The sequence below is a fragment of the Kribbella deserti genome, from assembly GCF_042434725.1.
Classification (GTDB): domain Bacteria; phylum Actinomycetota; class Actinomycetes; order Propionibacteriales; family Kribbellaceae; genus Kribbella; species Kribbella deserti.
In genome coordinates this window covers 158,293-179,011 of sequence record NZ_JBHLTC010000002.1, presented here as the reverse complement: position 1 = coordinate 179,011, position 20,719 = coordinate 158,293, and the positions used below count along the sequence as shown (strand labels likewise).

21 protein-coding genes and 1 pseudogene are annotated in these 20,719 nt (G+C 67.3%); 7 read left to right on the top strand and 15 right to left on the bottom strand.

Annotation, left to right across the window (positions count from 1 at the left end; genetic code table 11):
- Positions 1–71: 71 nt before the first annotated feature.
- Positions 72–287: a hypothetical protein gene (locus ACFFGN_RS03570; protein ID WP_380043815.1), complete on the bottom strand. Its 216-nt coding sequence runs from the start codon at positions 285–287 to the stop codon at positions 72–74.
- Positions 288–481: 194 nt separating this feature from the next.
- Between ACFFGN_RS03570 and ACFFGN_RS03565 the strand changes: the two are divergent.
- A pseudogene (locus ACFFGN_RS03565) lies at positions 482–721 on the top strand (helix-turn-helix domain-containing protein); the annotation flags it as partial.
- A gap of 345 nt (positions 722–1,066) precedes the next feature.
- Here the strand turns inward: ACFFGN_RS03565 and ACFFGN_RS03560 are convergent.
- On the bottom strand, positions 1,067–3,748 hold the full coding sequence (locus tag ACFFGN_RS03560; RefSeq protein ID WP_380043814.1) for a hypothetical protein: 2,682 nt from the start codon (positions 3,746–3,748) through the stop codon (positions 1,067–1,069).
- A gap of 360 nt (positions 3,749–4,108) precedes the next feature.
- Between ACFFGN_RS03560 and ACFFGN_RS03555 the strand changes: the two genes are divergently transcribed.
- Positions 4,109–4,768, top strand: coding sequence for a ribonuclease FAU-1 family protein (locus ACFFGN_RS03555; protein WP_380043813.1), 660 nt, complete (start codon positions 4,109–4,111; stop codon positions 4,766–4,768).
- A gap of 44 nt (positions 4,769–4,812) precedes the next feature.
- Here the strand turns inward: ACFFGN_RS03555 and ACFFGN_RS03550 are convergent, their stop codons facing one another.
- From ACFFGN_RS03550 to ACFFGN_RS03535, 4 genes are all read right to left on the bottom strand, one after another.
- Positions 4,813–5,850 (bottom strand): hypothetical protein, encoded by a 1,038-nt coding sequence (locus ACFFGN_RS03550; protein ID WP_380043812.1) that lies wholly within the window; start codon positions 5,848–5,850, stop codon positions 4,813–4,815.
- A gap of 169 nt (positions 5,851–6,019) precedes the next feature.
- Positions 6,020–7,081, bottom strand: a complete 1,062-nt coding sequence (locus ACFFGN_RS03545) for an NAD-dependent epimerase/dehydratase family protein (protein WP_380043811.1) — start codon at positions 7,079–7,081, stop codon at positions 6,020–6,022.
- Positions 7,082–7,290: 209 nt separating this feature from the next.
- Positions 7,291–7,755: an SRPBCC family protein gene (locus ACFFGN_RS03540; RefSeq protein WP_380043810.1), complete on the bottom strand. Its 465-nt coding sequence runs from the start codon at positions 7,753–7,755 to the stop codon at positions 7,291–7,293.
- A gap of 2 nt (positions 7,756–7,757) precedes the next feature.
- Positions 7,758–8,126, bottom strand: a complete 369-nt coding sequence (locus tag ACFFGN_RS03535) for an NUDIX domain-containing protein (protein WP_380043809.1) — start codon at positions 8,124–8,126, stop codon at positions 7,758–7,760.
- Between the two features lie 382 nt (positions 8,127–8,508).
- On the opposite strand from ACFFGN_RS03535, the gene ACFFGN_RS03530 reads away from it, so the two are divergent.
- Positions 8,509–8,910, top strand: a complete 402-nt coding sequence (locus tag ACFFGN_RS03530) for a VOC family protein (RefSeq protein ID WP_380043808.1) — start codon at positions 8,509–8,511, stop codon at positions 8,908–8,910.
- Positions 8,911–9,000: 90 nt separating this feature from the next.
- On the opposite strand, the gene ACFFGN_RS03525 is transcribed toward ACFFGN_RS03530, so the two are convergent.
- The 3 genes from ACFFGN_RS03525 to ACFFGN_RS03515 form a co-directional block, all read right to left on the bottom strand.
- The gene (locus ACFFGN_RS03525) at positions 9,001–9,813 is read right to left on the bottom strand and encodes an alpha/beta fold hydrolase (protein WP_380043807.1); all 813 of its coding nucleotides are present in this window, start codon (positions 9,811–9,813) and stop codon (positions 9,001–9,003) included.
- A 52-nt stretch (positions 9,814–9,865) separates the two neighbouring features.
- Complete coding sequence (locus ACFFGN_RS03520; RefSeq protein WP_380043806.1) at positions 9,866–10,537, bottom strand: DUF4097 family beta strand repeat-containing protein; 672 nt, start codon at positions 10,535–10,537, stop codon at positions 9,866–9,868.
- A 550-nt stretch (positions 10,538–11,087) separates the two neighbouring features.
- Positions 11,088–11,654 carry a chloramphenicol phosphotransferase CPT family protein gene (locus ACFFGN_RS03515; protein WP_380043805.1) on the bottom strand — a complete coding sequence of 189 codons (567 nt, stop codon included), beginning with the start codon at positions 11,652–11,654 and terminating at the stop codon, positions 11,088–11,090.
- Between the two features lie 297 nt (positions 11,655–11,951).
- Here ACFFGN_RS03515 and ACFFGN_RS03510 point away from each other — a divergent pair, with 297 nt between their 5' ends.
- Together ACFFGN_RS03510 and ACFFGN_RS03505 are read left to right on the top strand one after the other, a co-directional pair.
- On the top strand, positions 11,952–12,521 hold the full coding sequence (locus tag ACFFGN_RS03510) for a hypothetical protein (protein ID WP_380043804.1): 570 nt from the start codon (positions 11,952–11,954) through the stop codon (positions 12,519–12,521).
- Positions 12,522–12,654: 133 nt separating this feature from the next.
- The gene (locus ACFFGN_RS03505) at positions 12,655–13,137 is read left to right on the top strand and encodes a hypothetical protein (RefSeq protein ID WP_380043803.1); all 483 of its coding nucleotides are present in this window, start codon (positions 12,655–12,657) and stop codon (positions 13,135–13,137) included.
- 18 nt (positions 13,138–13,155) lie between these two features.
- On the opposite strand, the gene ACFFGN_RS03500 is transcribed toward ACFFGN_RS03505, so the two are convergent.
- Genes ACFFGN_RS03500 through ACFFGN_RS03480 form a run of 5 tightly spaced genes read right to left on the bottom strand, consistent with a single transcriptional unit; the run spans position 13,156 to position 17,177 of the window.
- Positions 13,156–13,869 carry a hypothetical protein gene (locus ACFFGN_RS03500; RefSeq protein ID WP_380043802.1) on the bottom strand — a complete coding sequence of 238 codons (714 nt, stop codon included), beginning with the start codon at positions 13,867–13,869 and terminating at the stop codon, positions 13,156–13,158.
- Entirely contained in the window at positions 13,869–14,621 is a 753-nt protein-coding gene (locus tag ACFFGN_RS03495) for a hypothetical protein (RefSeq protein WP_380043801.1), read from the bottom strand. The genes ACFFGN_RS03500 and ACFFGN_RS03495 overlap by 1 nt, the downstream gene beginning before the upstream one ends.
- Positions 14,615–15,337 carry an ABC transporter ATP-binding protein gene (locus ACFFGN_RS03490; RefSeq protein WP_380043800.1) on the bottom strand — a complete coding sequence of 241 codons (723 nt, stop codon included), beginning with the start codon at positions 15,335–15,337 and terminating at the stop codon, positions 14,615–14,617. The genes ACFFGN_RS03495 and ACFFGN_RS03490 overlap by 7 nt, the downstream gene beginning before the upstream one ends.
- 54 nt (positions 15,338–15,391) lie before the next feature.
- Complete coding sequence (locus ACFFGN_RS03485) at positions 15,392–16,054, bottom strand: response regulator transcription factor (protein WP_380043799.1); 663 nt, start codon at positions 16,052–16,054, stop codon at positions 15,392–15,394.
- Positions 16,047–17,177, bottom strand: a complete 1,131-nt coding sequence (locus ACFFGN_RS03480) for a sensor histidine kinase (RefSeq protein WP_380043798.1) — start codon at positions 17,175–17,177, stop codon at positions 16,047–16,049. Before ACFFGN_RS03480 ends, ACFFGN_RS03485 begins: the two co-directional genes overlap by 8 nt.
- A gap of 154 nt (positions 17,178–17,331) precedes the next feature.
- On the opposite strand from ACFFGN_RS03480, the gene ACFFGN_RS03475 reads away from it, so the two are divergent.
- On the top strand, positions 17,332–18,954 hold the full coding sequence (locus ACFFGN_RS03475) for an alpha/beta hydrolase (protein ID WP_380043797.1): 1,623 nt from the start codon (positions 17,332–17,334) through the stop codon (positions 18,952–18,954).
- A gap of 83 nt (positions 18,955–19,037) precedes the next feature.
- Positions 19,038–19,766, top strand: coding sequence for a helix-turn-helix domain-containing protein (locus tag ACFFGN_RS03470; RefSeq protein WP_380043796.1), 729 nt, complete (start codon positions 19,038–19,040; stop codon positions 19,764–19,766).
- 12 nt (positions 19,767–19,778) lie between these two features.
- Here ACFFGN_RS03470 and ACFFGN_RS03465 read toward each other — a convergent pair whose 3' ends face one another.
- Positions 19,779–20,306, bottom strand: coding sequence for a GNAT family N-acetyltransferase (locus ACFFGN_RS03465; protein WP_380043884.1), 528 nt, complete (start codon positions 20,304–20,306; stop codon positions 19,779–19,781).
- Between the last annotated feature and the right edge of the window lie 413 nt (positions 20,307–20,719).

Here is a 20,719-nt window from a genome sequence, read left to right as displayed (position 1 = left end):
GCCACCTGGCCAGGAACGGGCAATTGCATTTTGCACCGGACATTTCACCGCCCGTTCACCTGGAAAGAATTTCACCATTTCCAGCCCATTCGCGGCCGGTATTTCTCCGGATAAAGAGACATTCCGGCCCCCGCCCGGGCATTCACGCCGCAATCCCGAGCAATATCGGCCGCGCCGAGCCACTCGAATCCCAGGCAGGAAAATACGAGACTTTCCTTTCTCGCAATTTTTCGGTGGCCACCGGGTGGGCAGAAGCGCACCGGCACCTTGCCGTCAGGCGAAACCATCAGGCACCTTGCGCAACCGGTTGACAGCTCGGCTGGAACTATGCCGCCGCTGCCATCTTCGGTACCGACGCGTCCGGTGCGAGCGCGCCGGGATGCCTGCTGGACGGCGTGACATCAGGGTCGGTCGCACTGAGCGGCGGCGAGTTCGGACCGGAGGCGAGTCTCGCTGTGGTCGTGGCCGGCATGGCGCTGACCGTGGTGTGGAGGTACTGCCGCTGATCGCGGACGGCCTTTCCAACAGCGAGATCGCCGCCACCTTGGCGACCAGCCACGAGACCGTCAAGACGTACGTGTCGCGCATCGTCGCCAAGCTCGGCCTCCGCGACCGGTCCAGGCAGTCGCCCCGCCGACACGCGTCTATCTGCCCGCCCGCGTATCCCGCCCGCCCGCGTCGCCGCGCGTCTATCTGCCCGCCCGCGTCGCCGCACATCTAGGCCCGCCTGCGCCCTCGCTCGCCTAGCCGCCCCGCCTATCCGGCCGACCGCCTACCCGGCACAGACCGCCGGCTCGACACCTCGTCGCCTTGCTCCTAGTGTCCTGAGTCGGAAGTTCGTGCTTCAGCTCCGGTGTCCAGGTGCGTGCATCGCAAGGCGGAGAAGCGGTCGCGATGCTCTAGCATCGTGGCCGTTTCTCCAACGCCGCGAGGTGCGTGCCTGGGCGCCGGAGATGTGCACGAACTTCCGACTCAGGACACTAGCCGACCGGATGCGCGGGTCACCGCGCGTGGACGGGCGAGAACTTGGTGTGCGAGTACGCACGGCCCCGTCGTACCGGGCTACCTACTCCACCTCTCCGAGGATGTCGATGCCGTCGAGGGTGTACGTGCCCGTGACGACGGTGACCTTCAGGGTGTGGGCCGTCGGCGCCAAGTCGCGGAGCCAGTACGACGTCTGGCGGGTTCCGGCCGTGCCGACCGAGATCCGCTGAGCCGGTGCACCGTCGACCGATACGTCCAGCGTGGCTCGCGCGGTTGCGCCGAAGAGGTTGACCCCGGTTCCCCGGAACGGCACCGTGAACGACGCACCCGGGCTGAGCACGTGCAACGTCCGGTTGTAGTTCGCGAAGCCCACTTGCTGGAACTGCGCGGCGCCGGCGTACGCAACCTCGCGCTCCGTGTCGTCCAGTTTGTCCGAGCGCCAGGCGTGGCCCTCGATCGGTACGACCGAAAGGTTGTCCCAGCTGTTCTCGTAGAAGCCGGACGTCAGCGCGAGGCGACCCGTCATCACCGTGTTCGGCGCCGTGTCGGTCCAGGTCGGGAGCTCGACGCCATCGACCGCCGGGGTGAGCTGGTTCTCCTTCGCCTCCAGCGAGATGCGGTGCCACGCGGCCGGGTCGAATTCCGAAATGGTGCCCGAGGCAACAATTGTGTCGAGTTTGCGCAGTTGCCACTCGCCCGCCGGGGACAGCCGCAGGGAGTAGGCCGCGAGGTTCGCTCCCTGGCTGACCACCTGTCGCACCCCGAGCCCGGCGAAGTTCGGCAGGGCGGGATTACGGACTACCTGGTCGAAGCGCACATCGATCGAGGCGCGGTAGTTCGCCCAGGTGTGATCGCCCAGGATCGTCGCCGGTGTGGCCGTGGAGAGCCGGTTCTGCGATCCGTCGCCCCAGGCGTTCCAGGTGTAACCGCGGTTGTCCGCGTGAATGCGGTGCCGCAGAACGTTGCCGCCGCCGGACTCGACCACCTCGAACGCGCCGTTCTGGTCGGCCGTGTACCGCGGGGTTCCGCCACGCCGCTGCAAATACGACATGTCGACGCCATTGACGTTTTCGCTCGGGTAACCGGCGTACTCGAAATCATCGGAGTACGGCAGCGCGAGCGGCGAGTTCGCGGCCTTTGGTGCGTATTCGCCGCTGACGTATTCCGTGGCCGAACGGTGGATGCCACGGGCATGGGTCGACATCGTGAGAATCGAATACGGCTCGACCTTGAGGCGATAAACGAAGGACTTGCCGCCGTTGTCACCGGTTTCCACGCGCACCGGCGTGACGAATCCGATGTGCTTGAAGTGATTCACGTCGACCGGTTGGGTGGCGGCGTTGTCCGGTCCCTTGGTCTGCCAAAGGTGCAGCGGTGTTGTCGATTTGGTACCGAGGTCGCTCACCTTGACCTCGAAGTACCGCGCCTTGTTCGTGTTGTTGGCGTGGACCTGGGTGAAATCGGTACCCGGGCCGCTGGCGCCCTCGCCAGCTCGCTTGGCCGGCTCCCGCAGCGTCAAGTACGTGCGGGTACTCGAGTCGACCGTGGTGCCGCCGTCGGAGAAGGTTCCGTCTCCGTAGCTGGCCCCCTCGATGTACTCCCAGCCTTCGTCGATGAACTGCATGAAGTGCCGCACCAACGTGATCCCGACGCCGCCCTCGAAGTAGCCGGACCACGGGTCGGAGGCCCGGATCAGGTGCTTGGGCGAGTACGACGATCCCTCGTAGAGAGCGCTCACCGCGGGCTGGAAGAGGAACGACGTCATGTGCGCCGGGTTGTCACCGGAGCCGGACCAGCGATAGGCGTTGATGAACCGGTCCGCGATGTCGACCGCGCCGACCGCGCCACCGATCCCGCCGCGCTCGGGCTGGGCGTTGATGCGGTACTCCGGGTCGATCATCGGCGCGACGCCCTCGGAGTAGATGACCTCCTTGCCGAACTCCTTGTTGAGCCGGGTGAGGTTGGGTCCGCCGCCGATCGTGTAGTGCACGCCGATGGCGTCGACCTGGGCGAGCGCCTCGGGACTGGCCAGCAGAGCAGCGCCAACCGTCTCGCCGTTGCGGTAGGAGTCCATCGCGACGACCTTGATCTTGCTGTAGTCGTAGCGGGCGTCATCGGCTCGCGCGTCCACCTCGAGGCGTTTCGCGAAGTCGACCACCCAGGCGAGTTCGGAGTTGAGCTGGTTCATGTTCAGCTCGTTCTGCGACGGGCTGATGTAGTCGAACTTGACGCCGTACGTGTCGTACGCGGCGTCGATCGTCTCCTTGTACCAGCGGTACCGATCGGCCACGCGGTTACCCGTCCAGGACGGCTCACCCCAGCGCAGCGCCTCGACCTTGACGTGCGGGTTGATCCTCTTCGCGTCCGCGATCAGCCGGAAGCCCGCGCCGCGAAGCACGTTCGCCGGCTCGTCCGCGCTGCGCTTGGTGGCCGGTTCGGCGCCCGAGGAGGTGTCGGTGTCCGAGCCGAGTTCGACCTTGATGTGGTTGAGGCCCGCGCCGGTCCGCTTGTTGAACAGCAGATTGAGGATCCGCCAGTACGCCGCCGGGTTCTCCTCGCGGTAGTCGAGCAACAGCCGCGACGTGTTGTTGCAGGAGACCGAGCCGAATCCGCCGAAGACGTTGTACGCCTTGCCCGTCGGGTCGCGCTGCACGTCGTCACCGTCGACGACGATGTCGCTCCACGCGGTGGCGTCGGTCCCGAAGCTCAGCCCTGGCAGCTTTCCCACTCCGTCGGCGGTGACGTCCTGGGGCAGGTCGGTCACCGATGCCGCGAAGGAGGGCGCGCTGGCCCAGATGCACGTGACCATGAGCGCCACGGACGCCGTCCGCCGCCACCGGTTGCTGGAAAGCATGCTGCTGCCTCCGAGTACTGAGTCGCCAAACCCCTCAGCCGGTACCGGCGAGGCGCAGGGACCACACTCATGCGCCCCTGACACGGCAGCAATACTTCGATCGCAATCGATCAAACACCACCACAACCGCTCACGCTCACCACCGTTCATCCGCGCCACTCAAGCGTGCTCACCGCGCACGAGGGCAAGCGAGAGGCGTTCATCCAGGCGGCCAAGGCGCTGGCGTCGGCGGCACGTGGGCGGTTTGAGGCGTGGCCGTACGATGGCGCGATGAGCTTCGCAGCTGGTCGATCCATCGTTCGCCGCGATGTCCACCACAACGGGATGATCGCCGCGGTGCAGACCGCGCGGGTCCTGCGCGACGACGCGGAGGCGCTGCTCACCTGGACCGCGTCCGGATCGGACTGCATGCTGCGCGGCACGCGGGACGGCGCGTCGATCCGGAAGATGTCGCTGGCAGAGCGGGACCGTACGCCGTCCATGCTCTGGCCTCGGCGCTGGGAGGGCCGGCACGTACTGATCCGCACCGAGCCCGGGGCGGATCATTCGGTGTGGTGGTTCTTCGATCTGGAGCTGCGGTTCGAAGGCTGGTACGTGAACCTGGAATCCCCGGCGCGCCGCTGGTCGGCCGGGATCGACGTGCTCGATCACGCGCTCGACATCCTGGTCGCGCCCGATCGCAGCTGGTCTTGGAAGGACGAGGACGAACTGGCCGAGCGCGTCGACCATCCGGCGTACTGGACGGCAGCCGAGGCGGACCGCATCCGCGCCGCCGGCGAGCGCATCACCGGCGACATCGAGGCCGGCCGGTTCGCGTTCGACGGCCGGTACACGGACTTCCGTCCCGATCCGGCGTGGGAACCGGCCGGCCTGCCTCCGTACTGGGACACCGAAGTGGCGTCCCAGTACGGAGGCAGTGTCAGTCCGTGATCCTGGCGCCGACGGCCGGTCCTTGGCCGTCGGCGCTCGAAGGGTTACTGGACGTCGATGACGGTGAGCCAGCGGTAGGCCGACTTCACGCCCGTGTACGGCGACAGGTAGGCCACGCGCACGTCTACGTCGACGGCGGCGTTCCAGTTGGCGTAGTAGTACCCGCTCGTGCTGGTCTTGGCCTTGACCACCGTGGTGTACGGCGCGGCCGGGTTGGACCTCGGACGGGTCTGGACGTGGATCTCCTGACCGGCGTACGGCCCGGTCTGTCCGTTGGTGTACATCACCTTCAGGTGGCCGAAGGTGGACATCTTCGTGCCGGGTCTGACCACGCCACCCGCGGTCGGACCCGCCGTACCGGTGAGGGTGGTCGGACGGGGCGCCGCCTTGAGGTTGGCCGACCAAGTCCCGTTGACGACCTGGGGGTTGCCGGAAAGGATCCGGACGTTCACGGAGGAGATCCCGGCCGAAGGCTTGAACGTCACGGCGTAGCGCCCCGCGGCGTCCGTACGGCTCGTGCCGAGAACGGTGCCGCCGTTGAGGATGCTGACGGTCTTACCGCCGAGGGCGACGAGCGAACCACTGGCCGTGTACTGCAAGCCGGTGCCCGCAACAGTGACGGACTGGCCGGGCAGGTACGGCGCCGAGGTCTGGGCGGCCGTCACCTTGGTACCGCGCTGCACGGTGAACGCCAGCGGCGTCGGGAGCTGGTGGGTCGAAGTGCCGGAGTGCACGTGCGTGACCTGCCAGGTGCTCGCACCAATGGACAACGGGACCTGGAAGGTGCCGTAGGTACCAGTGAAGTCGGGGTGAATCTCGATATCGGGCAGGGCCACCTTCTGACGGTGCGTACCGTCGGACTTCTGCACGGTGAAGGCCGCGTTGTCGCAGGTCTCGCCCCGGATCGCGAGATTGACCGTGGCCGGTTTGTCGGTCAGGTGGATCGCCGTACGCGCGCTGATCGGTGCTTGCTGTAGGCATCTATTGGTCGCAGTGGCGGACGCGGGAGCGGCCATACCGATGCCGGCAGCCAGTACTGTCCCGGCGGCCAGCAACGTGGTGATGTGTCGAGTCGCTTTCATAGCCATAGAGACGCGGCAACAGCCGGGAAAGTTATGAGGAGATCAAGAAGGTTTCATCGAACAAGGTCGACCCTTCAGATTTTCGCGTCGGCGGGCCTGCCTGGTCCGGCCGGGTCGTTCGCGCGCAGGGCCTGGCCGACGGCACGGCGGGCCTTCCTCAGATGCGGTGTCAAGGCAACGGTCTTCGGCTGATCGGGCCATCGCGGAACAGTTGTTTCAGTTCGCCCGCGACGGTGCGTTGGCGTAGCACCGGTGTTTCGCCGGCGTCCGCAGCGCGCATCCCGGCGAACGTTTCGGCCAGCACGCTGATCGATGATCGCTGCGGGTACCAGTCGAGTTCGTCCCTCGCCCGGGCGCTCGACATCATCGGAGCGCTGACCGCGAGGTCGAACCACCCTGGCGAAACCGGTTGCAAACGCGCGTGCCACGCCGCCGCCATCGCGGCACGCACGACCACGGCGGGCGCCGGCAGCAACCTGGCCCCTAAAGCCGACGCGAGATCCGTCGATGTGACCGGCGAGGGTGCCGCCAAATTGAAAGGCCCGCCGATCCTTCGCTCCAAGACCCGCAGAATCGCGTCGGCCAGATCGTCGGCGTGCACCACAGGTACGGTCAGCCCGCGCGGCAGCGGCAACATCGGTACGGCGCCCAAGGCCTTGGACGGGATGACCGGCGGCAGCCCGTAGCGCAGCAGCGCGCTGCCCGCGGAGCGCTGGCCCACGATTCCTGGGCGCAGCCGGGTGATGACCGGGGCCTCGGCGGTCTCGAAGGAGTCGAGCAGTCGTTCCGCGGCGGACTTGTGCCGGCTGTACGACGAACTCGGAACACCCTCGGTAGGCCAGCTCTCGTCGACCGGAGCGCCATCCCACTTGGGCGAATAAGCGCCAACCGACGACATGTGCACCACGTGCGCCACACCCGCCGCCATCGCCGCGTCCACGACACGACGGGTCCCACCAACGCCTAGTTCCTCGAGGTACCGCAGATCGTGTGACGGCTGGAAGGCCCATGCCAGGTGTACGACGGCATCCGCGCCTTCCATCGCGTCAAGCAGGACCGGCACGCTGTCCGCCGTCGACAAATCGGCCGACACCCACCGGACGTCGCGCCCGCCAACGACCGACGCGGGCAGCCGACGCGCTACGGCGATCACTGAGTGATCGGTCTGCCCCAACCGCCGAAGCAGCGCGGACCCAACGTTGCCACTAGCACCCGTCACAACTACCCGCATCGCATCTCCCACCGTCTACTTACTCCATCCCCCGCAAACACGTACCGCCCGCGTAGCCCGCGCACGCCGTACGGCGCCCGGCCGCGCGCAACCAGCCCGTACGTCGTGACGCCAGGCGCCAACCGCCGTACCCCGCAGACCTCGCGCCTCCCCGCCGTACGGCGCTAACGGCCTCGCGTGGCGTGCCTGGTTGCTCGGGGGCCGGGTGGTTACGCGTCGGGACGGGCTACGTCGCCGCGCCAGGCGCCGGTTTCCTGGCCGCCGCGGGACTCGATGAACTCCTTGAAGCGGGCCATGTCCGCCTTCACCCGGCGCGAGATGACACCGGTCTTGTCGGCCACGTTCTCCGCGAAGCCCTCGGGATCGATGTCCATCTGCGCCGTTACCCGGGTCTCGTTGTCGCCGAGGCGGTGGAAGGTCACCACGCCCGCGTGCGTCGGCCCGTTCTCGGTGGTCCAGGCGACCCGCTCGTCGGGGTGCTGCTCGGTGATGGTGGCGTCGAACTCCCGTTTCACGCCACCGATCGAGGTGACCCAGTGGGTGTGGGTGGCATCGAGCTGGCGAATCTCGTCGACACCGTCCATGAACTGCGGGAACGACTCGAACTGGGTCCACTGGTTATAAGCGGTGGTCACGTCGACGTTCACATCGACCGACTCAGTCGTGTTACCCATCACTACTCCCTGCGATAGCCGGATTGCTTACCGACCGCCAGGTACCCATTCTTGAACTTCGGCAAAACCGATGCATTCCACGGTGTGAGCCCCCGCTCGTCGGCCGGACGACTGGCAGCCGCCGAGACGTGTGCCGGGTCCTCAGCCGGACCAGCTTCCACCCGTCCCAGCTGAGATACCGACGACGTCGCGATCTTCACGCCAAGCTCTTCGTTCAGCTCCCTGGCGAGCGCCTCGAGTTCAGACTCGCCTGTCTCGACCACCCCACCCGGCAGATCCCACACGCCGGGGTAAGCGAGCTTGTTCGGACTTCGGTGGGCGAGCAGTACCCGACGGCCAGTGACGAGCGCTCCGATAACGACCTTGTGCATTCGCCAATCAGAGCAGAGACGTTCGGCAAACGTCCTCTCATGCTGCGAATCGGGCGTTCTCGATCAACGCATACGCACGTACTTGCCCCCCAGCCTGTCCAGTCCCGCCGGGCCGCGAACGTCGGCGGCGCGGTGCGGGTCGGTGACCGGGTTTTGGGCTGACTACCGGGCTTTGGGATGGCCACTGCCGAGTTGTTTGACCGCTACCCGGTTGCAGCCGGGTAGTCGCACCAAAACCAGGTAGTCGTACGAAACCTCGGCAGCTGGTCCCTCCAACACCCTGCCGCCCGGGAAGCTGACGCACTGCCGCGCCCCTCAGACCCCGCCCGAGCCGTCGGGCGGGAGTTGGTGGCTGGTGCGCGCGGGTGATTTCCTGGCGGGTATGCATCTTGAGCAGTTCGCGTTGATCGTGGACGACTACGACACCGCTATCGAGTTCTTCGTTGCGGCCCTGGGGTTCGAGTTGGTGGAGGACTCACCGTCGCTCACCAACGACGGGCGCCCGAAGCGCTGGGTTGTCGTCCGTCCGCCGGGCGCGACCACCGCGATGCTGCTTGCCAAGGCCGACGGGGAGCGACAGGCCCGCGCGGTCGGAGAACAGTTCGCGGGCCGGGTAGGGCTGTTTCTGCGAGTGGACGATTTTCAGGTCAGCTACCACCGCATGCGCGACTGGGGAGTTGAGTTCGTCACCGAGCCGCGGCAGGAGCCGTATGGAGAGGTGGCGGTCTTCGTCGACATCGCCGGCAACCGCTGGGACCTGCTCGGCCCCAAACCACAGCCGTAGAGCCCGTCCGACCCAGCCCAGTGACCCTGGGCTGGGTGGTCGGGCAACAACTTCCTTCTCTGGGGTACCGCCTCTGGCGTACCAGTTGACTCACGGGCGGTCGAGCGCGATGACCTCGCGGACCGCCTCGGCGACGGCGCGGAAGTCCTTGCGCAGGATGGCGCCGTGATTGCTCGGGACCTTCGCGCTCACCTTGATGTACTCGTTGCGGGCGGTTACCTCCGTGAGGCCGGCGCGAATCCGTTCCTGTTCATCGCCCTTACTACCAAGGGAAGTGCCCGAGGCAACGACGTACCGCACGGGCACGGTGATGGCGTCCAGTACCGGACCGAGCTCGGCGACGGTGGCCAGCTTGCCGAGTTCGATATTGCTGTCGGCCATCTCGTCGGGGGTCATCCGCGGCAGCAGACCCGTCGGACGCAGCAGCGGCATGAGCCACCGCATCCGCCGGAACATCTTCCGGATCCGCAGTTCCATGGCGTCGTCGAGCCAGTCGAAGGGCTGCGCGCCGTCAACCAGCACCGCGCCGACGGTACGGTCCGGGTTCCGGTTGGCCCAGTGCGCCGCGACGTTCGCGCCGTACGACCAGCCGACCAGCACCGCCCGGTCCACTCCCCTGGCCGCGAGTACGGCGTCGACGTCTCGCACGGCCGCCTCGAACGAGTAGTCCGCCGAGCGCTTCGACTTCCGGCCGCGGGCCCGTTCGTCGTACGTGATGTGGCGCAGATCGGGGCCTAGTTCACCGATGACCCGTCGCCAGTATCCCTGGGTGGCGAACTGGCCGTTGAGGTAGACAACCGGGAGGCCCGGACCGCCGGTGTCCGTGACGGCGAGGGCGGTGTCGTCGACCTCCACCATGCCGGTCCACTTCGAGTCTGTCGTGGCGGCGTTGTTGTTCGTCATCTGGTCCTCTTCCTGCTGCGCTTGGGATTGCGGGATGGGCGGCGGGCTGCGGTTACAGGCTGCGGGCGGTGATGTCGCCGTACTCCGTGGTGGCGTGGATGGCCAGGGCCGCGTTGGCGCCGTCGGCGTTGTTGAGGCTGTTGCTGATCCGGCCGAAGCTGGTCTTGGCGTCGAGGGTGGCCGAGGCTCCGTGGGCGGCGGTGACGCTGACGTTGCCCAATTGAGTGCGCAGTACGACGCTGCCGGTGGTGGCCTCGGCGATGGTGATGTCGCCCTTCTGGGTGCTGATCTCGGCGGCACCGGCGAGGCGGCCGATCGTGACGTCGCCGGCGTCGGCGCTCAGCCGCACGCTCGCGGCCTCGTCGATCTTGATCTCGCCGTTCGCGCCGTCGCAGACCACTTCACCGAGCCGCCCGACACCACGGAACTCGGCGGCACCAGCCTTGGCCTCGACCTGCGAACCCGCGGGCAGTTGCACCGTGACCTCGATCGAGCCGGACGCGCCGAAGATCTGGTTCTTCTGCGCCGGACCCGTGATCGTCACGACCCCGTCGGTGAACTCGACCGTGGTCTGCTCGGCGGCCTTGGTGTCGCGGTCCTTGGTGAGGTCGGCGGGCCGGACCTCGACCACGGTGTCGGCCCGGTCGGCGGCGATGACCTGAATCCGGCCGGCGGCGATGTTCACGACGGCGGTGACGGCGGCGGGGGTGTCGAACTTCTGCATGATGTGCTCCTGTTTGAGTGTTTGTGGCGTTGGTTTCTGACAACGGAAACGCTACGTTGCGTTCGCACTTCCACGCAACCACTTCATTGCGCTGAACTGACAAATACGCAGGTCAGAGCGCATATTTCATTGCAACGTGCCTGATGCTAACGCAACGCAATAGATCCATCTCGTTGCATTGGAATGGCTGCGAACGCTACGACTGGACGTGAAAGCGGCCAGCCGCGACGACGCTCGGCCGCTGCTGTAGCGGCGACGGCGGGCGTGAGCAAAGGCGGCTTGCTCTACCACTTCGACAAGCAAGTCACCGCCGACCGGGGACGTATGCAGCGGTTGGGAAGGCGCGCAGGTCGGTTACGCAATCCGCGGCGCCTTGCGGCGTCCGGCTGGGCGACGAGCCGTTGCACTGGGGACACCTTGTGGGGGCCGAGCGCCTCAAACGGCGTCCTGGCAGGGTTATAAGCCCTGCCAGGACGCGGTTGCCCCTGCTAGGTGGCGAGACCACCCCTGCCAGGAAGCCGTTGCCCCTGCTAGGTGGCGACTAACCCTGCTAGCAAGCGGCTATCCGAAGGCGGTTGAAGGCCTTGGTAGCGGTCAGTGTGGGGAGGGCATCGGCGATGGACTTGGCGCAGCCTTCGGGGCTGGTGGTTGTGGTGTCTACGGCGATGTCGTGGTCGGCGTGGTCGAAGATCGACACCTGGGAGGTCGCCAGCCCGACCGGACGATCGCCCCGCGCGCGCTCGCGTCGTACCAGCTCGTCGGGTGAGCAATGGACGTGGACCAGCGTCACGTCGTACCCGTCGAGAACGTCGAGCAGATCGCGGAGGCGCCAACGTTCGCTGAGCGGGTAGTCCATGATGACGTCGTTGCCGACCGAGGCCAGTGCCGCGACGGCTCGGTGATACCCCAGCCGGGTCTTGCGCAACATCTCGGCGATCTCGGCATCGGTCAGTACGCGCGTGTGCTCGGTGGATCGCAGCGCACCCAGCGCGTCCACCGGCACGAAGAACCAAGGATCCGCCAGCAGCGGCAGCAACGCCCGTCCGATCGAGCTCTTGCCGGAACTGGACGCACCGTTGAGCAGAATCACCCGGCCGCGCCGTACTGGTTCGGTCATTCGACGACTCTAGCCAAGCCGATGGCGGTGGCCGGTTTTGCCCCGTATTCCGGGATCCGTAGCGATACGTAGTGCCCAGATACCTACCCATCTACGGATTGTTCTGGCAGATGGCGACGCCGACGATAGGGCCCAACCGCTGAGGCGCCCGCCAACTTCCGTCTCAGTGGTCCCGCCCACGACGGCTCAACGCGCGCGGCCGATCCCGACGCCCCTGCAGGGTCGGTCGCGCGCGCCGCCCGCCACTTCGCAGCTCCGGCCGGGCAGCCGTCGACTCCCCACCAGAGAGGCAGCACGATGACGAAGAGGTTCTTCCGGACATCGGCCGTGGTCGCCGTGGCCAGCGCGATCGCGATGTTCGCCGCACCGTCCACCTACGCGGCATACCCGGCGAACGAGGAAGGCCGGGCCGTGGTTCAACTGGCCCAGGTCGGCCATGACGACGACTCGCACGCCACCGAAGCGCATCCGACCGAGGCGATCGGCAAGCGGAAGGCAGCACCGGCGCCGACCCGGCTGGCCGGCTGGGACACGCCCACCGCGCGCAGCTACTACCTGACGTCCTCCTGCCGGAACTGGGCGTCGACGATCCGCCAAGGCGCTGCCGCCTGGAACCGGCTCACCGAAGGCGGTGGCACCCCGGTCGAATGCCGCAACGGCTACATCACCGACTGCGGTGGCGGTACCCGGGTGGTCGGCTGCAACTGGGGCCGTGGCCAGCGCATCGCGTTGTACATGGGTGGTGTCACGGATGGCGCGCTGCTCGCGGCGCACGAGTTCGGCCACGACTGGTACGGCCACTCGACGTACCGCTGCGCCGGCTGGAGCAGTCCCGCCCACGTCATGGCCCCGTCCATCTGCAACTAGCCCAACCGGGCGACCACCAGCAACACGTTGACACCGAAGGCCCTGCCGACCATGGCCGGCAGGGCCTTCGGCGCGTGTGCGTCAGCCCGGCGAGCCGGTGTAAGGGAACCGCGGCCCGGATAGAGTTTTGGGTATGAGAGTGGGTGAGGTGCGGGAGGTTCGGTTTACGACGCAGCCGCAGGCGAAGGCGGCGAAGTTCGCCGGCATTGAGGTGGCGCTGATCAGCCTCGCCCTGATGGCGATGCCGATCTTTGTGCCGATGCCGTGGTGGTCGATCCCGCTGATGATTCTGGGCGGGCTGTTCATGCTCGCGTTCGCCGCGCACCTGCGCTTCGGTGAGCCCGCGAGCGCGGCGGATACGACCCGGCTGGAGACCGAGGGACTTCTCGCGCGGGCCGAGATCACCGACTTCAGCGAGATCCCGGACGAGGGCATTCTCTACTCGATCTCGTACCGCCTGTACGTCGATGGGTTCGAGCCGATCGACGTACGCCACCGGTGCTGCAACGAGGTTTGCGTGCAGGCGGTCGACCGCCACGCCCGGGGCGAATCGGTCGCGCAGACAGCCTTCGTTTCAGCCGTCAACGGCGACTGGATGATCTCCCATCGCCGCTGAGCCTTCGCTGCAGCCGCGTCAAGCGTCTCGTTGCGTGAAGGCCGCCGCCGCTGCCAGGTGCGCGATCGCGAGCCACGCGAACAGTACGGCCGCTCCCCGCAAGAGATCCGGGCTGTCGTCGTACAGCCGCATTCCGGCTCGGCTCGGGAGGTAGTCGGCCCACCGGGTGATCGTGACCAGGACCGGCGGAACGACCATAGCGAGTGCAAGCGTGGCCACCATCGCGGCGATGAGCTGCCGAATGATGGTGGCCAGCGCCGCCGCGAACAACCCGATGAGCACCAGGTACGCCGCGGCGCCAACGAAAGTGCCCAGACCGGCCGGTCCCACCTCGGCCGGTCCCACGTCGGCCGGTTTGGCGCTCCGGGCTGCGACGTACGACGCGGCCACGGTGACCGCTGCCGCTACGGCGGCCACCGCGAGGTAGGTGACCGCCTTGCCCGCAAGCAGAAGAAGGCGGTTCGGCACGCTCACCAGCGAGGTGTGGATCTGGCTGCCGTCGTACTCGCTGGCGACGCTGAGCACGCCCAGCAGCACAAACCCGAGCTGCGCGTACTGGACACTCGCCCGGACCGCCTCCGCCGCGGTGGCATTGCCGGGCGGAGCAATGACCTGGAGCATCGCCACCCCCGCCGTGCCGAGGACGGTCAGTCCGATCGTGAGGGTCACCGCCCGCAGACCGCGCAGCTTGATCAGTTCCGCGGCACAAACGTTGACGACGGTGCTTTCCATCAGGCGTCCCGGCGGTGGAACGTCCAGCCCGCGACGGCGAGGAGTACCGCGGTCCAGCCGGCCATCACCAGACCACCGGCGAGCGGGTCGAGCATGTTCTCGGCGGCATAGTTGTACGCGAATGCCTGGGCGCCCGCGACATCAGGCAGGTATTTCGCCAGCGGTGTGACCTTGGTGAGCAGGTAGGACACGGACACGACCGTCGAGTTGACGATCACGAGGATCAACGGGATCACCCCGCTGCGGGTGACAACCGTGATGGCGAAGGTGATCAGGCCGGTACACACCCCATAGGCGATCGCCCCGGGGATCCGCCAACCGAGGTGGCCCAGCGCCTCGACGTACCCGGTGGCGCGGTCGCCGAGCACGACCTGCGCCACCAGCACCGTCGCCAGCACGACGATCGTCGCGAGGGCTCCGGTCAGGGCCGCGACTACCACGGCCTTGGCCGCGAACAGGCTGCCGCGCTGCGGAACGCTGGTCAGGCTCACGGCGATCTGCCGGCCGGCCCCGGCCTCCTTACTGTTGGGCGTGTACTCGCTGCTCATGATGAACACGGCGAGCACGACGATGCCGACCACGCACGCCGCTGCGACCTCGAAGCCGGCCGTATAGCTGGGCTCCTGACGAGAGGCCGAGTTGGCCGCCATCACGCCGAGACCGGCGATCGCGACGATGCTGAGCCCGATGGTGATGAGCACTGACGGCAGTGTGAGCGCCTTCCGGAACTCCGCCGCGACAGGGTTCACCATTTCCGCGCTCCCGGTTCCTGATTCGCGTCGGTGAGGGCGAAGAACGCGTCCTCCAGTGAGTCATGGCCCGCGGTGATCTGCTCGAGCGGGCCATCCGCGACCACGCGTCCTTCGGTGATGACGACCAGATCCGTAGCCGTACCGGCCATCTCGCTCATCAGGTGGCTCGACAACAGCACGGTACGGCCGTCAGCGGCGTACTCGGTGAGAAAGCGGCGGATCCAGCGAATGCCCTCCGGGTCCAACCCGTTCACCGGTTCGTCCAGTACCAGGAGCTCCGGCTCACCCAGCAAGGCCGTCGCGAGGCCGAGTCGTCGGCCCATGCCCAGCGAGTACTTGCCGATTCGCTTGCCTGCGGCATCGGTCAGTCCAGCCAGTTCAAGCACCTCGTCGATCCGGGACCGGCGAATTCCGTTGCTCTGGGCAACCCAAGACAGATGTGCGCGGGCGGTGCGGGCGCGATGGCCGCCACTTCCGTCCAGCAAGGAACCGACCGTCCGCAAGGGATTTCGCAACGATCGGTACGGACGTCCGTCGATCAGCGCGGTGCCGGCATCGGCCGAGTCGAGGCCGAGCAACACCCGCAAGGTTGAGGATTTCCCCGCGCCGTTGGGCCCGAGGAATCCGGTCACCCGGCCGGGCGCAACGGTGAAGCTGACGTTGTCCACGGCGACCTTCCGGCCGTGGCGCTTGGTCAGCGAGTTGATCTCGATCATGCGCAGTACTGTGCCCGGCCGGAGCCGGCTGCCGCATCGGCCAAAGGTTGACAGTCAGCGGCGAACGAAACCCGACTCGTACGCGAGAATCACCAGCTGGGTGCGATCCCGGACACCCAGCTTCGTGAACAACCGGCTCAGGTACGTCTTGACCGTCGCGCGGCTGAGAAACAACTCGGCGGCGATCTCCTCGTTCGACAGGCCCTGCACGATCGCGCCCACCACGTCGCGTTCCCGCTCGGTGAGTACGTCGAAAACCGCCGGGCCGGTGTCACCGGACTGCGCGGGCGGCAGTGCGAAGTTCGCGATCATTCGCCGGGTCACTTCCGGCGCCAGCATGGCGTTGCCCTCGTGAACGGTATGAATCGCCCGGAGAATTTCCGCGGCCGGCGCGTTCTTGAGCAGGAAGGCCGAGGCGCCACTTCGCAACGCCTCATAAACGTACTCGTCGAGGTCGAAGGTGGTGAGCACGACCACCTTCGTGTCCGGATGCCGCGCGCAGATCAAGCCGGTCGCGACCAGGCCGTCCAGCACCGGCATGCGGATATCCATCAACACCACGGCAGGGCGGAGCCGGTCAACCGCCTCCACGGCCTCGCGACCGTTGCGCGCCTCGCCCACGGCGGACAGCAGCGGGTCATCGTCGATCAACTCGCGCAGCGACGTACGCAGAAAGGTCTGGTCCTCCGCGACCAGCACTCCGATTCTGTCAGTCACCGAGCGACACCTTGCCTTCGATCGGGATCGTTGCCCGCACCCGGAAGCCGCCTTCGGGTCGAGGGCCGGCCTCGAACGTGCCACCGAGCAGGGCGACCCGTTCCTGCAAGCCCACCAGACCATAACCGGGCCCGGTTGCCGGCCCTTCCGGTGGTGGAGTACCGCTGCCGTCGTCGTTGATCTGCACCAGTACGTCGCGATCGCCGCGCGCGACGGAGACCGCGCACCGCGAACCAGGGGTGTGACGGCTGGTGTTGGTCAGGCCTTCCTGCACGATCCGGTAGACCGCCAGGCCGACGGCCGGGGGCAACTCGCCGAGGCCGTCCAGGTCCAGCGTCACCGGCGTTCCCGCGGCCGTCACCCGCTCCGCAAGTCCGGCCAGTTCGGCCACGCCGGGTTGAGGCCGACGCTCAGCGGGCTCGGCGTCGTCCCGGACCGAGCGCAGCGCCGCGTTCAGTTCGCCGAGCGCCTCCCGGCCGGTTCGCTCGATCCACTCCAGCTTCTCGCGCATCCGCGCCGAACCGTCGGCGTCGAGGCGGGCTCCGACCCCAGCGGCGATGGCGATCGTCCCGAGCGAGTGCGAGACGACATCGTGAACCTCCCGAGCCATCCGGAGTCGTTCGGCCGCTACCGCCCGGTCCTTCTCGGCGGAAAGCCTGCGCTCGGCCTCGACCAGCTCCCGCCGGGTGGCGGTGCCGAGGGCCCACGCGCCGGTCAGCACCAGCAAGCTCACGGTCAGGTAGCGAGCAGCGGCCGACCCGTCGGGAGCGCCGAGTACGACGACGGCCACCAGTACGACGCCGAAAGCCGTGGCACCGGCCGACGGGAACCGGTCAGCCGCTCTCTTGACCGCAAGCGGATACAGCGTCCAGGCGGCACCAATGAACGGGTCGTGCGTGATCTGAAGTGCAGCGCCGACGAACGTGACGGTCCCCACCAGGCCGAAGGCGACCTCCGGCGACCACGACCGCAACAACAGGCCGAACGTCACCAGCGCGATCAGGGCCACGTGAACCGGCACGGACCAGCTGGACCGATTGTCCACCGGCAACCAGAACACCACGACGTACACAGCGGTCGCCACCAACGGCAGCCCGCTTACCGCCCGAACCGACTTGAGCACCCCGCCACCTTAAGCATCTGTCCCGGCTGGGCGTCGGGATCTCGTCGAGCACTACTGCGGCGTTCTCTGGCGCCGGCCGGAAGTGGCCATTTGACCGTGTCCTAGGGGCACGGTCTGGAGTGGACTCGTGAACGAACGAGAGAGAGGACCGAAGATGCGTTATCGACGAGTCGCTCGCGCGGGTCTGGCGCTGGTGGTCACGGCTGGACTTGCTGGAACATTGTTTACCGCCGCTCCGGCGATCGCTGAAGAGGCCAGAACCTCCCTTGCCGCTGCCGAGCCCGTGAAGTTGGCCTGGGGCAAGTGCCCGGCGAGCGTGGCACCTGGGACGCCGCAGCTGCAGTGTGCGAAGGTGCCGGTGCCGCTGGACTACGCCGAGCCCAACGGCCGGAAGATCGAGGTCATGATCTCCCGGCTGGCCAGCCCGAAGCCGGCCGAACGGCGCGGTGTTCTGCTGCTCAACCCAGGCGGCCCGGGCGGATCAGGTTTGGCACAGCCCGCTGAACTGGTCGCGTTGGGACTACCGACGATCGTCTCCGCGGCGTACGACCTGATCGGTATGGATCCGCGCGGTGTTGGCCACTCGACCCCCGTGAGCTGCGGCTTCCTGGCCGATGACGAGTACGCCGCCAACATCCCGCCGTACGCCGAGAACTCGGCCGCCGTCGTCAAGCAGGCCAAGATCGCCAAGCGAGTGGCCGAACAGTGCGCGGCAAACGACAAGGACGGGTTACTGCCGCATATTTCGACGGCCAACACCGCCCGCGACATGGACCAGATCCGGATCGCGCTCGGTGAGCAGAAGATCAGCTTCTACGGAGCTTCCTACGGTTCGGCGCTGGGCTCGGCCTATGCCTCGCTGTTCCGCGAGCGGACCGACCGGATCGTGCTGGACAGCAACGCCGGCACCACCTCCTTGGATCGTGCCGCCGTGCGGCGGTTCGGGCTGGGCTTGGAGCTGCGATTCCCGGACTTCGCGAAGTTCGCGGCAAAGCGCCACGCCAGCTACGGCCTCGGCCGGACCACGGCCGAGGTGCGAAGGAACTTCTTCGCCCTTGCCGAACAGCTGAAGCGCAAGCCCGTCGACGGAATCGACGGCGCGACCTTCCGCTTCTACCTGTTCGCCAGCTCCTACGGCGATTCCGCCTTCCCCCTGATGGCCCAGATCTGGCAGTCGCTGGCCAGCTCCGACGACACCGCCGTCCGCCGCCAGCTCGCGGACAACCGGCTCGCGCTGCCTGGGTTGAGCGCAGCCAGTGAAGGCGCGGGGACGTCGCCGTACGACAACACCTTCTCCGCGTTCCTGGCCGTCACCTGCAACGACACGGCCTGGCCCACGGACGTCGCGACGTACCAGCGCGATGTCGCCAAGGATCGCAAGCGCTTCCCGATGTTCGGTGCCGCCAGCGCGAACATCACTCCCTGCGCCTATTGGCCACGGCCGGCCGAACCGCCGGTGCGGATCACGAAGGACGGACCCTCCAACGTCCTGCTCCTGCAGAACCTGCGTGACCCCGCCACCCCGCATCTCGGCGGAGTGCTGCTGCGGGAGGCTTTCGGGGATCGGGCCCGGCTGGTGAGCGTCGAGGAGGGTGGACACGGCGTTTACGTGTACGACGACAACCCCTGCGCGCTCAACCTCACCACGACCTACCTGGTCGACGGCACCATGCCCAGGCGGGACACGTTCTGCTCGGCTTCGAAGCGGTCGGGCCTGAACCTCGACGCGACGGCGCAACGGACGCGAGACGCCGTACTCGCGCGGCTGCATCGATGAACCAGTAGCGTCATCGTTGAGCCAGCAGCGTCATCGTTGAGCCGGTAGCGTCGAAGGCGAACGACGTACGGAAGGGATGAGCCGTGGCGTGGAGTACGCGTCAGGTCGCGGAGCTGGCCGGGACGACCGTGAAGGCTGTGCGGCACTACCACAAGGTCGGCCTGCTTGATGAGCCCGAGCGCGGCACCAACGGGTACAAGCGCTACGGCGTCACCCACCTGGTACGACTGCTGCGGATCCGGCGGCTCTCCGACCTCGGAGTTTCGTTGGCGCAAATCGCGGCGATGGGCGACGCCGACGAGCATCCGCAGGAGGCGTTGCGCCTGCTGGACGCCGAACTCGCCGCCGCGGTCGATCGAATCCAGCGCGTCCGGGCCGAACTGGCCTTGATCCTGCGCCAGAGCCTTCCCACCGATCTACCGGCCGACCTGGCAGCGACAGCGGCCAACTTCTCCGAGGCCGACCGCCAGCTGATGGTGGTGTACAGCCGCGTGGCCGGTCCGGCCGGTCTCGAGGCCTATCGACAGATGCTCGCCGAGTACGAACACGCTGCCGTCGATGCCGAGTTCGACCAGTTGCCGGCCGACGCCGACGAAGAGACCCGGCGCGACCTGACGGAACGGCTCCTCCCGCACATCGTCGACGTACTCGGCAAGCATCCCGACGTACTCAGCACTCAGCAGGAGGCACCCGGCGGGACCCGCCACCTGGCTCATACTCTGGCCACCGCGATGGCCGAGATCTACAACCCGGCACAGCTGGACATCATCATCCGGATCGGAAAGGAATTCGAGCAACGAGACAAGCGATAGCCCTCGTACGGTTCAGGTGGGTGGTTCGCCTGGCGCGCGGTCGTTGAGGATGCGCTGGTAGAGGTTGTTGTCGCCCCAGGATCCGTTGATGTGCAGGTAGTTCCGGGCGAATCCGTACTGCTCGAAGCCGTTCTTGGCGAGGACCCGTTGTGACGCGGTATTGTCGGGTTTTGTGCTTGCCGCGATCCGGTGCAGCAGCAATTCGGTGTCGGCGATCTCGCACACGGCCGCGACGGTGGCGGACGCCAGCCCGCGTCCTACCTCGGCCACGTCGACCCAGTAGCCGAGGTCGCCGCTGCGCCAGGCGCCGCCGACGATGTTCGACAACGTGGCCGTACCGATCACCCGGTCGTCGGCGATCAACACCCACGGCACGAGGTTGTCGCTGGAGCGCAGCTCCCGGAAGCGCGCCGTCTGGAAGTCCGGGTCGTACCACTCCATGTCGCGCTGAGGCTCCCAAGGAGCGCGTTGCTCCCGACTACGCCACTGCGCCTCGCAAAACGACGCGGCGTCACCTGGCTCCACAGGCCTGAGCAGCACGTCAGACGTCAACAACCGAGTCAGATCCACTAATGCATCCTACGATCGCCACCCCCAACAACCTGCCCAGTGTTTACCGGCTCAGGGTCGCGCCGATTGGTCCGGATGCACCCGCTTCCGTTGCCGGTCACCCCTGGCCGCCGTACGGAGGGGCGAGCGAATCCAGACCAATCGACGCAGCGTGGCGGACGTCTGCCGGCGGCGGGGGCCGAGGTCGGGTTTTGCCGTCGAAGTCCGACGTCGAATCGTGCCGCCTGCTCCTGGCGTCGAGTTCCCCCGTCGGGTTCAACATCGGGGTTGCCGCATCTGGTCGCGCCGTATCGGGTCACCACGTCGGGTTGCCGCGTCTGGTCGCGCCGTGTCGGGCTGCTACGTCTGGGTTGCCACATCTGGTCGCGCCGTGTCGGGCTGCT

Coding starts and splice junctions, on each gene's coding strand:
- ACFFGN_RS03570 (WP_380043815.1), bottom strand. CDS start 287: ATGGTTTCGCCTGACGGCAAGGTGCCGGTGCGCTTCTGCCCACCCGGT.
- ACFFGN_RS03555 (WP_380043813.1), top strand. CDS start 4,109: ATGAGCTTCGCAGCTGGTCGATCCATCGTTCGCCGCGATGTCCACCAC.
- ACFFGN_RS03550 (WP_380043812.1), bottom strand. CDS start 5,850: ATGAAAGCGACTCGACACATCACCACGTTGCTGGCCGCCGGGACAGTA.
- ACFFGN_RS03545 (WP_380043811.1), bottom strand. CDS start 7,081: ATGCGGGTAGTTGTGACGGGTGCTAGTGGCAACGTTGGGTCCGCGCTG.
- ACFFGN_RS03540 (WP_380043810.1), bottom strand. CDS start 7,755: ATGGGTAACACGACTGAGTCGGTCGATGTGAACGTCGACGTGACCACC.
- ACFFGN_RS03535 (WP_380043809.1), bottom strand. CDS start 8,126: ATGCACAAGGTCGTTATCGGAGCGCTCGTCACTGGCCGTCGGGTACTG.
- ACFFGN_RS03530 (WP_380043808.1), top strand. CDS start 8,509: ATGCATCTTGAGCAGTTCGCGTTGATCGTGGACGACTACGACACCGCT.
- ACFFGN_RS03525 (WP_380043807.1), bottom strand. CDS start 9,813: ATGACGAACAACAACGCCGCCACGACAGACTCGAAGTGGACCGGCATG.
- ACFFGN_RS03520 (WP_380043806.1), bottom strand. CDS start 10,537: ATGCAGAAGTTCGACACCCCCGCCGCCGTCACCGCCGTCGTGAACATC.
- ACFFGN_RS03515 (WP_380043805.1), bottom strand. CDS start 11,654: ATGACCGAACCAGTACGGCGCGGCCGGGTGATTCTGCTCAACGGTGCG.
- ACFFGN_RS03510 (WP_380043804.1), top strand. CDS start 11,952: ATGACGAAGAGGTTCTTCCGGACATCGGCCGTGGTCGCCGTGGCCAGC.
- ACFFGN_RS03505 (WP_380043803.1), top strand. CDS start 12,655: ATGAGAGTGGGTGAGGTGCGGGAGGTTCGGTTTACGACGCAGCCGCAG.
- ACFFGN_RS03500 (WP_380043802.1), bottom strand. CDS start 13,869: ATGGAAAGCACCGTCGTCAACGTTTGTGCCGCGGAACTGATCAAGCTG.
- ACFFGN_RS03495 (WP_380043801.1), bottom strand. CDS start 14,621: ATGGTGAACCCTGTCGCGGCGGAGTTCCGGAAGGCGCTCACACTGCCG.
- ACFFGN_RS03490 (WP_380043800.1), bottom strand. CDS start 15,337: ATGATCGAGATCAACTCGCTGACCAAGCGCCACGGCCGGAAGGTCGCC.
- ACFFGN_RS03475 (WP_380043797.1), top strand. CDS start 17,332: ATGCGTTATCGACGAGTCGCTCGCGCGGGTCTGGCGCTGGTGGTCACG.